We start from the raw sequence: 12,780 nt of genomic DNA on the forward strand, positions 1-12,780 counted from the left end.
GGCGGAGGGCGAAGCATGATCAGTATATCCGGTAATGCGATGAAGGAGTGGCATGAGTTCGGAGTGGCGAATACGGATTGTTTTCTGACCGTTAACTGCTGCGGCTATCAGAAGCTGATGACGAGAAATTTGGAGCGCAATCGCGAGCAAGGCAGAGCGGATTATCAGCTCATCTACATCGTCCGGGGAAAGGCCGTTTTTCGCTTCGGCAATGAGGAGATAGTGGCGGGCGGCGGACATATGGTCTTCTATGCGCCGGGCCAACCGCAAAATTATTGTTATTATGCCGAAAATACGACGGAGGTATATTGGATTCATTTTACCGGGCATGCCGTTCACGATTATTTGGAGCAGTTCGGGCTTGTCGGCGGGTCCATTTACGAAATAGGCTCGATGGATGAGACCGTCGCTTTGTATAACAAAATCATATTTGAGCTGAATATGAATAAGCCGTTTAGCGGGCATGTAACTACGGCATATCTTCTGGAGATGCTCGCCTTGCTCGGCAGAAAGCTCCAGCACGGAGAAGAGCATCACAAGGCGAGACAGCATGCCGATATTACGATGATTATTGGCGTTATGCACGAGAGATACAGCGAGCAACTCGTCATTGCCGATCTTGCAAGGCAGTGCAGCCTTAGTCCCTTCCGGTTCATCCATAAGTTCAAGGATGTAACGGGGACGACGCCGCTCAAATATGTGACCGATATCCGCATGAATGAAGCGAAGAAGCTGCTATCCGAATCCTCTCTTCACGTAAGGGAAGTGGCATCCATTGTCGGGTACGACAATCCGCTCTACTTCAGCAGGGTGTTCCGAAGCACGGTAGGTATGCCGCCTAGCGAATTTAAGAAACAGTTCCTATAAAGTTTCTGCAAAAATCCAACGTAGCAGTCAAAGGTTAGCTGCATATGCACAAGGGGCTGTCCCCAAGCCGTTGGCTTGGGACAGCCCCTTGTTTTATAACGACTAAGCAAGAAGTACATAGAACGAAGTCGACTGGCCCTGCACGCTCTTCGCATAAATTTTTCCTTTATGCTGCTCTACGATCGATTTGGCGATGGCGAGCCCAAGGCCATAACCGCCGTGCTTTCGGGATCTCGAACGATCCGCGCGGTAGAAACGGTCGAAGATGCGGTCGAGATGCTCGGGCGCAATTCCTTCGCCGGTATTAGTCACCTTGAGCTGAATATCGGCCGCGCGTTTCTTGAGCGCGAGCGTGATCGAGCCTTGGTCGTTGGCATACTTGATCGCATTATCGAGCAGGATCATGACGACCTGCTTAATTTGCTCGCCGTTGCCGTTGATGACGAGATCCGGCTCAATCTCGTAGTCGAGCGAAATGTTTTTCTCGAAAATAACGGCCTCCATCGTCAGGATGACGCTCTCGACGGCTTCACTTAAGTTGAATGGCGCGTAAAACATTTTCTCGCGGGTATCGTCTATCTCCGTCAGGTAAAGAAGATCGTTTGTCAACGTCTTCATCCTTTCAGTTTCCGACTTAATATGGTGCAGCCATTTCGCTTGATCGCGAATCACATCGTCACGATTGGCCAGCAGCACATCCGCATTGGTATTGATGACGGCCAGCGGCGTCTTCAATTCATGGGAAGCATCGGCGATAAACCGCTTTTGCTTGTCGAACGCTTCCTTGACCGGAGCGATGGAACGGTTCGCGAAATACCGGCTCGTAAAGTAGATGACGATAAGCATCGCCAGCGCGACGGCAAGAAACGTATACACCAGATTGGTTAAGATCGTCTGTTGAGCCGTAACGTCCAGAAAGACGATCGTATTACCGGTCATCGTATCCAGCACCTTGAAGGCCCATTCGTTTCCATCCAAACTGAATTGGCCGTAACCAGAGCCTTGAGCTGCGACTTTCTTGACCGCATTCGCATAGAAATCGTCATCCATGTCGAAGCGGGAATCGGTAGCCGTCATGTTCCACTCATAGTCTGTCTGAATACAGAAGGAAACGGTACGCTCGGGCTGCCACATCATGTCCTTGTCTTTGCCTCCATGGGGCGGCCCCCCGTCGCCGCCTTGGTGCGGTTCGCCGGCCATGCCGTCCGACGGCTTGTAGAAATCGGATGCCCGACCCAGATCCATCATAATATCATTGCGCACGTTCTGATAAGTAATCGTATAAATCAAAGCAAACGCGATGAGCATGATCACGGTAATGATGACCATATTCACGACCAAAAACCGATTGCGAAGTTTATTGAACATTAAGCGGTCACCTCGAGCACATAGCCTACGCCCCGGATCGTATTGATCTTGACGGATGATTGAAGGAAGGTAAGCTTCTTTCTAAGAAACGAGACATAGACCTCCACGTTATTATGTTCAACCTCGGAGTCGAAGCCCCACAGCTTCTCGATAATTTGCTCCTTGGAGGTAATCGCGCTTTTCCTCGCAATCAACAATTCCAGCAGCTCGCTCTCTTTAAGAATCAGCTTAAGCTCCTTGCTTTTGCAAGTCACCTTCAAGGTCGCCGTGTTCAGCTCGATATCGCCGTACTTTAGCCCATCATCGGGCACAACCTCGCCCTTCCTTCTTAAGGCCGCTCTGATTCTCGCCAGAAGCTCCTCCGTAGAGAACGGCTTGGCCACGTAGTCGTCTGCCCCGTAATCGAGACCGGCGATTTTATCGGAGGTTTCCCCCTTGGCGGTCAGAAGAATAACGGGCGTCGCCATCCCTTTCTCGCGAATCGTTTTCAATAAAGTAATCCCGTCCAATCCCGGAAGCATAATGTCAAGCAGCAACAGATCATAGATCCCGCTTATCGCGTTATCGAGTCCCGATTCGCCATCGTGAACGACATCGACGGAATAATTGTTTTTCTTCAAAATTTGAGACAGCGCCTCCGCAAGATGGAGCTCGTCTTCTACGATCAATATACGCATGGTTGTTTCCCCTTTCACGACTTCAAGGCTAGCAGCGCCTGATGCCTATTATAAGAAGCGAACCTTTAATTAACCTTAATCGTAACACAGTTCGAATATTTACAAATGTTTAAGATTCATTAAAGGTTCGTTTTCTAAGATACAGTCATGGAACGGCGATGCATTCGCCACAAGAGAGAGGAGCGTGCAACCGATGGCGATCGAGGTGTTCAACCGATACGAGAGCAAGTACCTGATGGATAGCAAAGCTTTCTATACGATCTATAGCCGATTGCTCGAATATATGGAACCGGATACGTACAACAAAAACGACAGGTTTTACGCAATCAGCAATATCTACTATGATACCAAGCATGATACGCTGATTCGCAACAGTTTGTCGAAGCCGAAGTACAAGGAGAAGCTTAGGATCAGGGCATACGGCGTACCCGAAAATAACGCGAAGGTGTATCTGGAGCTTAAGAAAAAGGTGTCCGGCTTGGTGAATAAGAGAAGGACGGCGCTGAAGCTGGACGAGGCGTATGCGTTCGCAGGTTCGGGAACGGTGCCTGAGCTGCAGCCTTACATGAATAAGCAGGTCGTTCAGGAAATTGAATATTTCTTGCGGCGATACGAGCTGCAGCCGAAGGTGTATCTGGCTTACGAGCGGCTTGCGCTGTTTTGCAAAGATAACCGCGATCTTCGCATCACCTTCGATACGAATATCCGGTCGAGGCGGTACGATCTGAGGCTCGAAGCCGGAGAGTATGGCGAGCAGCTTATGGACCAGGGGCAATGGCTGATGGAAGTGAAGGCGGAGAAGACGATTCCGCTATGGCTATCCCAATTGCTGTCCGAGCTTGGCATGTACCGTACAAGCTTCTCCAAGTACGGCAATGAATTCAAAAAAACGATTAGATACGGATCAAGAACGAAGGAGAGTATTTTACTATGATCGAATCCCTACTCACCGCCACGACGGCAACAGAACTAACTTTGACTGACGCTTTGCTCACGATATTCATTTCCATCGCTTTAGGCGCGCTTATCAGCGTTACGTATATGAAAACGCAAGCAGCCTATACGCAAAACTTTGCTTTAACGCTCATCGTACTGCCTATTATCGTCGCTATCATCATTCTTCTGATCGGCAGCAACATCGCTCGTGCCTTCAGTTTGGCCGGAGCGTTCTCCATTATTCGGTTCCGGAGCGCGCCGGGAGATCCGAAGGACATCGCGTTCGTCCTGTTTACGATGGCTGCGGGACTCGCTTGCGGCGTCGGATCTTACGCTTACGCCGTATTGTTCACCGTCATTCTGTGCGTGCTGATGTTTGTCCTCAAAGCGATCAAATTCGGTTCCAAAAAGGCTACGCAAAAGCTGCTTAAAGTGACGATCCCGGAAAATCTGGGCTACGAGGAAGCGTTCGAGGAGCTCTTCCATATGTATGAAATCCCTTATGAGCTGCGCAAAGTGAGAACAACGGAGCTAGGCAGTCTGTATGAGCTCGTATACGCGGTCACAATCGATCACTTGATGAATCAGAAGGAATTCCTCGATGCCGTCAGAAGCAGGAACGGCAACTTGGACGTTACGTTAACCATGAATCCGACCGTGTCGGAATATTAGAGAAGAGAGGAAGATGTACAATGAAACAACCATGGAAAATGAAATTAGGCGCAATCCTATTATGCGCGGCTATGATGACCGCATGCAGCAGCAATAGCGCCGCGAATACAGGCAGCGTTGCCAGTGGTACCCCTGCAACGACCGATACGGCAGAGGCAGGAGGCAGCACGACTGTCGAACTGGCCGGAGCCGATCTGACCCAGGAGGTTGAATACGAGGCGGATGATGCTTACACCGATTGGTCGGCAGCGTCTTACGCGAGCATTGCGCTGTCCGGGACTGGCGCAAGCATCGACGGCGACGGAGCAACGGCCGATGGCGATACGATTACAATTACGGCTGCGGGTACTTATGTTATAAGCGGCAAGCTCGAAGAAGGCCAGATTGTCGTTAACGTGAAGGATGACGGCGTCGTTCGTCTAGTCCTGAACGGGGCGGACATTCACAATAGCGACAGCTCCGCCATCTATGTCCAGGAGGCCGGCAAGACGATTATTTCGCTTCAGGAGGGTTCGGAGAACAACGTATCGGATGGCGAGACGTACGTGTTCCCGGACGCTGCGACGGATGAACCGAACGCTGCGATCTTCAGCCATGACGATTTGACGCTCAACGGCACGGGGAAGCTCACCGTGCAAGGCAACTTCAATAATGGGATTACAAGCAAAGACAAGCTGAAAGTGACGGGCGGCACGATCAGCATCGAGGCTGCGGATGACGGTCTTATGGGTCGTGATCTCGTCGCCGTACAAGATGGCTCGGTCACGATTAAATCCGAGGGCGACGCCGTTAAGACGACGTACGATACGGATAATACCAAAGGGTACGTCATTATTGAAGGCGGCGCGATCAACATCGAAGCCGGAGACGATGGCATCCACTCCGAATCTGCTATCGCCATTGCAGGCGGCAAGGTCGACATCACACAAAGCAATGAAGGCATTGAAGCACCGACGATCGCGATCTCGGGAGGCGATGCAAGCGTCGTCTCGACCGATGACGGCATTAACGTGGCGGGGGGCGACTCCGAGACGGCTGCCGAAGCTCCTCCAGGCTCGGGCGCAGCATCGAGCAACAAGCTTGTCATAAGCGGCGGTACGCTGAACGTTGATTCCCAGGGCGACGGCTTGGATGCGAACGGCTCGATCGAGATGAGCGGGGGTACGGTTATCGTCAATGGACCGACCAATAGCGGTAACGGTTCGTTGGATTACGACGGCACCTTCGTGATGACGGGCGGCTTCATCGTCTCCGCCGGCAGCTCCGGCATGGTGCAGGCTACGGCCGACACGTCGACGCAGCCAGGCATACTGATGACTTTCACGCAGGCGCAGCAAACGGGTACACTTGTCCATTTGGAAGACAGCGACGGCAATGCGATTATGACTTTCGAGCCGACCAAATCATATCAAGCGGTATTCGTCAGTTCCCCTGATTTGAAGCAAAACGGTTCGTACACGCTTTATTCGGGCGGTAAGTCAACCGGTACGGCTGCGAACGGTCTCTATGAAGGCGGCAGCTATGAGGGTGGAACGAAGGTTATCACCTTCGAGAACGCTACCATTGTCACATGGGTGAACGAATCGGGCGTTACCGAGGCCCAGAGCGGGATGGGAGGCCCTGGAGGCAGAGGCTTTGGCGGCGGCGGAGGCAGAGGCGGAGATCGGATGCCGCCGGACGGCGAGGTCCCGCAGGACGCTCCGGCTCAATAAGATCGTAACAAATCGCCCCTTTACCCGGCTCTCGCGGCCGGGTAAAAGGGCGGTTGATTTTCACGCACGGAATTGGATTGATGAGGGAAGCATTGCAACAGTTATCACCAACTGGGCGCATGCCGAATATCCTGCTTATGCTATCACAGCAGAGGAGGATAAACGATGATTCCCGTATACCCGTACTTCGGTATGGAACAGCAGTGCAAACAACAGCCGATTACGTTCCCGCCGCAGCATCAGGATGTGCAGCCCGGCCTAGAATACTTGATGAATCCGATTCCGATCTCCGACAATCCCGGTTATAAGGGGAGCGGGAAGCTGGCAGGGAAAGTCGCCATCATTACCGGGGGGGATAGCGGCATCGGCCGCGCCGTTGCGATCGGCTTCGCCAAGGAAGGCGCGGACGTCGCGATCGTCTATTTGTATGAACGCGAGGATGCCGAAGCGACGAAACGGATGGTGGAGCATTATGGGCGGCGCTGCCTGCTCATCGAAGGCGATTTGCGCAATCCGGCCTTTTCGACGGAAGCCGTGCTAAGAACGTTGGCGTGTTACGGATGTCTGGATATCGTTGTGTTGAATCAAGCCGTGCAGTATCCGCAAGAATGTATTTTGGACATTACCGATGAACAGCTGGAGAATACTTACCGGACGAATATTTTTCCTCTTTTCTATATGACGAAAGCGGCGCTCCCGTATTTGAAGCCCGGAAGCTCGATCATTTCAACCGCATCCGTAACCGCATACGAGGGGGTCCCGCAGCTTGTCGACTATGCCTCCACCAAAGGAGCAATCGTATCGTTCACAAGGTCCTTGTCGCTTCAATTGGTTTGCAGAGGCATCCGGGTCAATGCCGTCGCGCCGGGACCGATATGGACCCCGCTCATCGTGTCCACGTATCCGGTCGAATACGTGAAGACGTTCGGTCTGCAAACGCCCATGAAGCGCGCCGGACAGCCGTTCGAGCTTGCGCCGACATACATTTACTTGGCGTCGGACGATTCATCCTACGTAACGGGGCAAGTGCTGCACGTCAATGGCGGCATGACGACCGCAACCTAATCGAAAACCATTTTTATTTCTTCCCTCTGCGTACCTTGAGGAGTTTGCCTTTGATCGTCGTGTCCTTCATCAATTCAAGCACGAGAGGCCCTTTGCCATTCAGAATCTCGACGTCCGATACGTGATCGAGAATCGTAATGATCCCTATATCATCGGCTGATACACCATCAAGCTTGGCGATCGTCCCGACAAAGTCGACGGCGCGAAGCTTTTTTTTCTTGCCGCCGCCGAAGTTAAGCTTCATAATCTGGTTGCTTAACTGCTCGCGCTTATCCTTCTTCAGTTCGGGACCGATATTGATTTTTTGCTCGAACTCTTCTCTGCGACGCTCCACGGCTTCTTCGGAAGGAGCTTTCACCTTCGGAATCTCAAAGCCGATATACGCCTCGATGTCCGATAATCGACTGTAATCCTTAGGCGTTACGAAAGTAATCGCTTTGCCCGTCTTGCCAGCACGCCCGGTACGACCCGTGCGGTGGACATAACTTTCCTTCTCCAGCGGAATATCATAGTTAATGACATGAGTGATATTCGTGATGTCGATACCTCTGGCAGCTACGTCCGTCGCGATCAAGTAACGGAACTGTCCCCTTCTGAACGCGTTCATGACCTCGAATCGCTCTTCCTGTTCCATCCCTCCATGAATGCGATCGCATGGATAATCGAGCTCCGCCATTTCGCGGAATAACCGGTCCACGTTTTCCTGCGTCCGGCAGAAGACGATGCAGCTATCGGGGTTTTCGACGATGAGCAGATTCCGAAGCAGAGCCAGCTTGTCCGCCTCCATAACCTGAATAAGCTCATGCTCGATCGTCGCTGTCGTAATGCCGCTTGCTTTGATCTCGATCTGTGCAGGCTGGTTCATATACTTGCGCGACAGCTTGGCTACGTCCTCAGGGAAAGTCGCGGAGAACAGCATGGTCACTCTATCTTTAGGCAATGCCCCGATAATCGATTGTACCTGCTCGATAAAGCCCATATTCAGCATCTCGTCGGCCTCGTCGATCACCAGATAGGCGATGCGGTCCAGCGAAAGCGTGCCGCGTTCGATATGGTCCAGTACGCGTCCCGGCGTACCGACTACCATATGCGTTCTTTGCTTTAACTCGGCCTTCTGCATATGGAAAGGATGTTTCCCGAACAGAGGCGTTGACTTGATCCGCTTAAAACGTCCGATATTGGTCAGATCTTCGTTGACCTGTACGGCGAGTTCGCGGGTCGGCGTAAGAATTAACGCCTGCGGCTTGTTCTCGTTCCAATCGACGAGCTCGCAGAGCGGGATGCCGTATGCCGCCGTTTTGCCGCTGCCCGTCTGCGATTTGACTACAAGATCCTTCTTCCCCAGCGCAACGGGAATAACCTCTGTTTGTACTTCCGTTGGCGTTTCATAACCGAGGCCGCTCAGCGCCCTCATGATTTCTTCACTTAATGGATAGTCCGTAAAATTCTTCTCGTTCATTGCTTACCTCTTCTACGACATATTTGAATGCCCATACCTACAGGCTTACCACCGTGCATTTACCGCATACGGTTCTATTATACTCCGAATTCATCTGGAGAAGTTTTATTTCACATCCTGCAAAAAGTCTAACAAAACTTGTCTTAATCCTTCCGGATCGCTAAGCATGGGCAAATGGCCGGTCTCAAGGCTTCTTACCTTATGCGGAGACAGATTGGCGATCATTTGCTGCTGCAGGGCAGGATCAATCTCCTTATCCTTCGTAAGCTTGATGAAAAGCTTCGGCACGCTAGGGATCGGCGCCCCGGTGCGGTCCGTGAATACGCGAACCGACTCTGGGGTAAATGTCCGCACGATCTCATCCGCAACCTCTGGCGAAAGGTCGTTGCATAGGCCGGAACGAAGAGCGGATTCGGGGGGCTTGGTCCCTAGAATCCGCATGATTGCCGACAGCAATAGCCTCTTGGGAAAAGGCAATGCCGAAACGAACGACGAGCCGTTCTTCGGTATGCATGCCCCGATTGCAACGAAGCCTGCTACTTTCCCTGAAAGCTCGGCGGCAAGCCGAAGACCTAGCGAGCCGCCCAAGGAATGGGCGACGATTACGATCCTATCGTAACTCTGTTCATCGACTTGGTTCCGCAGATGAGCGACGTAATCTGTAAACCGCAGACCTTTCAACGCTTCGCCAGTGTCCCCGCGATGCGGATAATCAACCATGAGGCAAGGATGGTCCATTCCATTCGTTACTTCTTGCCAGATGCGGCTATCCAGTCCCGCCCCATGTATAAAAACGAAAGCTGCCTTCTCTTGCTTAGCTTTATGATCTTGCATCGATTGTTCTCCTCCTCTTATCGTTCCAATTGGAATCTAAATTAACCTTAATCTATAAACAAGACAAATAATGTCTTATTATAGAGATATCATAAAAAATAAATATCGAATGAAAGGAGTCTTTACTCTGCAGAAGTCACAGCGATTGATCCAGCTGATCATGATGATTAACGCGAGAAAGTCGTTCACCGTACAGGAGCTGGCTGACGAGTTCGGCTTATCGAAGCGGACGATTGCGCGCGATTTGGACGAGTTAAGCAGTCTTGGCGTTCCCGTGTATTCGGTTCAGGGAAGAGGAGGCGGCTATAGGCTGCTGCAGGAGAGGCTGCTGCCTCCGATCAGCTTCACCGAGAGCGAGGCCGTTGCTCTTTTTTTCGCCTGCCAGTCGCTCGATTACTTCAGCTCCGTGCCTTTCGGTGAAGGAGCCGAGACCGCTTTGAACAAGTTCTATTATTATCTGCCGACCGATGTGAAAGACCGTATCGATCGACTCAAGAATAAAGTCATGATTTGGAGTCCGTACCGTCCGATGTCCACGGAAGTGTTGAACACGCTTATGCAGGCCATTATGATGAAAAGCGTTGTAACCGTCGAATACAGTTCCCGCGGGGGCGCGACTAAGCGCGACATTCAGCCTATCGGTCTGTACGCCAGCTCCGGTTATTGGTATTGCCCTGCATTCTGCTTCTTGCGCGAGGAGATCAGGCAATTTCGCGTAGACCGAATCGGATCGGCAACGCTTAACGAATCGATAAGCTGCCGGGAAGACGTCGACCAGCTCAGCTTGCTGGATAAGCCCGTAACCGATCAGCTAGAGCAGATCGTGCTTCGGCTGGCATTTACAAGCCAAGGCGTATGGCAGGTCGAATCGAATGCGAGGTTTGCTCCATTCTTGGAGCGAATGGACGATGGAAGCGGAGCGGCAGACGTCCCGATTGCCCATAAAGACTTTCTCTTTCATATGGATTTGCTCTGGAAGCTAGGGGAGGATGTTACCGTGCTCGGACCGGAGGAAGCGATTCAGTGGATGAGGAGCAAAATCGAATCCCTAAGCCGCTTGTATCTCTGATTGACGTTTTTGTAATCTCTACCTGTTTCGTTTATACTACAAACCAAATATACGTAATTCCAAAGGGTGAACAATGCGCCCGTAATATACATTTTTTTGGCGGAGGAGAGATGACGATGGCAACGCTGCGGCATGCCCCGGTAGGTAAAGCGGAAATGCTTATTAGAAGACCCGTGTCAGAAGTGTATGAGGCATTCATTGATCCGGCGATTACGTCGAAATTTTGGTTCACCAAGGGCAGCGGTAGTTTGGAAGCAGGCAAGCGCGTCCAGTGGGATTGGGAAATGTACGGCGCTTCGGCCAGTGTGGAAGTGATCGAGCTTGAGCCTAATAAGCGGATTGTAATTGACTTCGGCACTTTTGTTGAATTCAACTTCGCTCCGCAATCCGAGACAGAGACGTTCGTTACGATCACGGACAGCGGATTCCAAGGGGAAGCGGACGAGGTCGTAAAGATGGCCATCGATTCCACGGAAGGATTTACGATTGTATTATGTGGATTAAAAGCGTGGCTTGAGCACAATATACGATTGAATCTTGTATTGGACAAAGCCCCTTACGCCCACATTGAGCGCTAATGCGCGCAAAGGAGACACCCATGACGACAGATAAACCATCCCGTGATGCAGGCTGGAACTTCGACAACAGCTATGCCCGGCTGCCGGAAATATTTTATACCCGCCTTAACGCAGCCGAGGTAAGCGATCCGGAGATCAGCATCCTCAATGAGCCGCTGGCGGCAGCATTGGGATTGAATGTAGAGGCGCTTCGAAGCGAAGAGGGCATCGCCGTATTTGCCGGAAACGGCGTTCCCGAAGGCGCATTGCCGCTTGCGCAAGCTTATGCAGGGCATCAGTTCGGGCATTTCAACATGCTCGGCGATGGTCGCGCGTTATTGCTCAGCGAACAAATTACACCCGCGGGCGAACGTTACGATATTCAACTAAAAGGCTCGGGTCCAACGCCGTATTCCCGCCGCGGCGACGGCCGTGCGGCTCTTGGTCCGATGCTGCGCGAATATATCATCAGCGAAGCGATGCATGCGCTTGGCATCCCGACGACGCGCAGCCTTGCGGTTGTTACTACCGGCGAATCGATCATCCGCGAAAGAATGCTTCCCGGCGCGGTGCTGACCCGTGTGGCAGCGAGCCATCTGCGCGTCGGTACGTTCCAATATGCCGCCTATCGGGGGACGGCCGAAGATCTCAAGGCTCTCGCGGATTACACGCTGCAACGGCATTATCAGGATATAGACGTCCATGCTGAAGATCGTTATCTTCGTCTGCTGCAGGAAGCCATTAAGCGCCAAGCGGAACTCATTGCGAAATGGCAGCTCGTCGGCTTCATTCATGGGGTTATGAATACGGACAATATGGCAATAAGCGGCGAGACCATCGATTACGGGCCCTGTGCTTTCATGGACGTTTATGATCCGGCCACCGTATTCAGTTCAATTGACACGCAAGGGCGGTATGCGTACGGCAATCAGCCTAATATCGGCGTATGGAACTTGGCTAGATTTGCCGAGGCGCTCGTGCCGCTTCTCCACGATGATCAAGAGCAGGCGGTAGCGCTTGCTCAAGAGGCGTTAGAGCAGTTTCCTCCGCAATATGAACAGTACTGGCTTGCAGGAATGCGTGCGAAGCTGGGCATATATAACGAGGAGCAAGAGGACGAATCGCTCATTGTGGATCTCCTCGCCTTGATGCAGGAGCATCGTGCGGACTACACGAATACGTTCCGTGCGTTCACTTTGGCTAAGCCGGAGGACACGGTTTTGGCAGGTATAGCAGCATTCGACGAGTGGCAGGAGAGATGGCAGGCGCGACTAGGCAGGCAGCCGCAGACGGAAGAAGAGAGCTATGAATTGATGCGTAGCAGCAACCCTGCGGTCATTCCCCGCAACCACCGGGTCGAGGAGGCGCTCGGCGCCGCAGTGCAGGGTGACTACAGCGTAATGGAGCGGCTTCTGCAAGTGCTTTCGACTCCCTTTGGATACTTGCCTGAACAAGAAGATTATTGCGCGCTGACCGATCAACCGTCAGCTGGTTACCAAACGTTCTGCGGCACATAATAGATACATGAAGGCCTCCTTCCTTAGGGGGCCTTTCTTGTTATCTC

At 52.1% G+C, this 12,780-nt stretch carries 12 protein-coding genes; 8 read left to right on the plus strand and 4 right to left on the minus strand.

Annotated features, from left to right (window positions below; all coding sequences use genetic code 11):
• The first annotated feature begins 15 nt into the window (after nucleotides 1–15).
• The gene (locus J2T14_RS19065; protein WP_307473272.1) at nucleotides 16–867 is read left to right on the plus strand and encodes an AraC family transcriptional regulator; all 852 of its coding nucleotides are present in this window, start codon (nucleotides 16–18) and stop codon (nucleotides 865–867) included.
• 102 nt (nucleotides 868–969) lie between these two features.
• Here the strand turns inward: J2T14_RS19065 and J2T14_RS19070 are convergent, their stop codons facing one another.
• Both J2T14_RS19070 and J2T14_RS19075 read right to left on the minus strand, forming a co-directional pair.
• The gene (locus J2T14_RS19070) at nucleotides 970–2,235 is read right to left on the minus strand and encodes a sensor histidine kinase (protein WP_307473274.1); all 1,266 of its coding nucleotides are present in this window, start codon (nucleotides 2,233–2,235) and stop codon (nucleotides 970–972) included.
• Nucleotides 2,235–2,912, minus strand: coding sequence for a response regulator transcription factor (locus J2T14_RS19075; RefSeq protein ID WP_307473277.1), 678 nt, complete (start codon nucleotides 2,910–2,912; stop codon nucleotides 2,235–2,237). The genes J2T14_RS19070 and J2T14_RS19075 overlap by 1 nt, the downstream gene beginning before the upstream one ends.
• 193 nt (nucleotides 2,913–3,105) lie before the next feature.
• Here J2T14_RS19075 and J2T14_RS19080 point away from each other — a divergent pair, with 193 nt between their 5' ends.
• The 4 genes from J2T14_RS19080 to J2T14_RS19095 all read left to right on the plus strand — a co-directional run bounded on the left by J2T14_RS19080 (nucleotide 3,106) and on the right by J2T14_RS19095 (nucleotide 7,297).
• Nucleotides 3,106–3,846, plus strand: coding sequence for a polyphosphate polymerase domain-containing protein (locus J2T14_RS19080; RefSeq protein WP_307473279.1), 741 nt, complete (start codon nucleotides 3,106–3,108; stop codon nucleotides 3,844–3,846).
• Entirely contained in the window at nucleotides 3,843–4,520 is a 678-nt protein-coding gene (locus J2T14_RS19085; RefSeq protein ID WP_307473281.1) for a DUF4956 domain-containing protein, read from the plus strand. The genes J2T14_RS19080 and J2T14_RS19085 overlap by 4 nt, the downstream gene beginning before the upstream one ends.
• Before the next feature lie 20 nt (nucleotides 4,521–4,540).
• On the plus strand, nucleotides 4,541–6,232 hold the full coding sequence (locus J2T14_RS19090; RefSeq protein WP_307473282.1) for a carbohydrate-binding domain-containing protein: 1,692 nt from the start codon (nucleotides 4,541–4,543) through the stop codon (nucleotides 6,230–6,232).
• Between the two features lie 165 nt (nucleotides 6,233–6,397).
• Nucleotides 6,398–7,297, plus strand: coding sequence for an SDR family oxidoreductase (locus J2T14_RS19095; RefSeq protein WP_307473284.1), 900 nt, complete (start codon nucleotides 6,398–6,400; stop codon nucleotides 7,295–7,297).
• Between the two features lie 13 nt (nucleotides 7,298–7,310).
• Here the strand turns inward: J2T14_RS19095 and J2T14_RS19100 are convergent, their stop codons facing one another.
• Nucleotides 7,311–8,756, minus strand: a complete 1,446-nt coding sequence (locus J2T14_RS19100; protein WP_307473286.1) for a DEAD/DEAH box helicase — start codon at nucleotides 8,754–8,756, stop codon at nucleotides 7,311–7,313.
• A gap of 105 nt (nucleotides 8,757–8,861) precedes the next feature.
• Nucleotides 8,862–9,590: an alpha/beta fold hydrolase gene (locus J2T14_RS19105; protein ID WP_307473288.1), complete on the minus strand. Its 729-nt coding sequence runs from the start codon at nucleotides 9,588–9,590 to the stop codon at nucleotides 8,862–8,864.
• 145 nt (nucleotides 9,591–9,735) lie between these two features.
• On the opposite strand from J2T14_RS19105, the gene J2T14_RS19110 reads away from it, so the two are divergent.
• The 3 genes from J2T14_RS19110 (at nucleotide 9,736) to J2T14_RS19120 (ending at nucleotide 12,733) form a co-directional block, all read left to right on the plus strand.
• Nucleotides 9,736–10,659: a helix-turn-helix transcriptional regulator gene (locus tag J2T14_RS19110; protein WP_307473290.1), complete on the plus strand. Its 924-nt coding sequence runs from the start codon at nucleotides 9,736–9,738 to the stop codon at nucleotides 10,657–10,659.
• A gap of 116 nt (nucleotides 10,660–10,775) precedes the next feature.
• Nucleotides 10,776–11,237, plus strand: a complete 462-nt coding sequence (locus tag J2T14_RS19115; RefSeq protein WP_307473291.1) for an SRPBCC family protein — start codon at nucleotides 10,776–10,778, stop codon at nucleotides 11,235–11,237.
• 20 nt (nucleotides 11,238–11,257) lie between these two features.
• The gene (locus tag J2T14_RS19120; RefSeq protein ID WP_307473294.1) at nucleotides 11,258–12,733 is read left to right on the plus strand and encodes a protein adenylyltransferase SelO; all 1,476 of its coding nucleotides are present in this window, start codon (nucleotides 11,258–11,260) and stop codon (nucleotides 12,731–12,733) included.
• Nucleotides 12,734–12,780: the final 47 nt, after the last annotated feature.

The sequence above is a fragment of the Paenibacillus harenae genome (assembly GCF_030812415.1).
GTDB classification, from domain to species: Bacteria; Bacillota; Bacilli; order Paenibacillales; family Paenibacillaceae; genus Pristimantibacillus; species Pristimantibacillus harenae_A.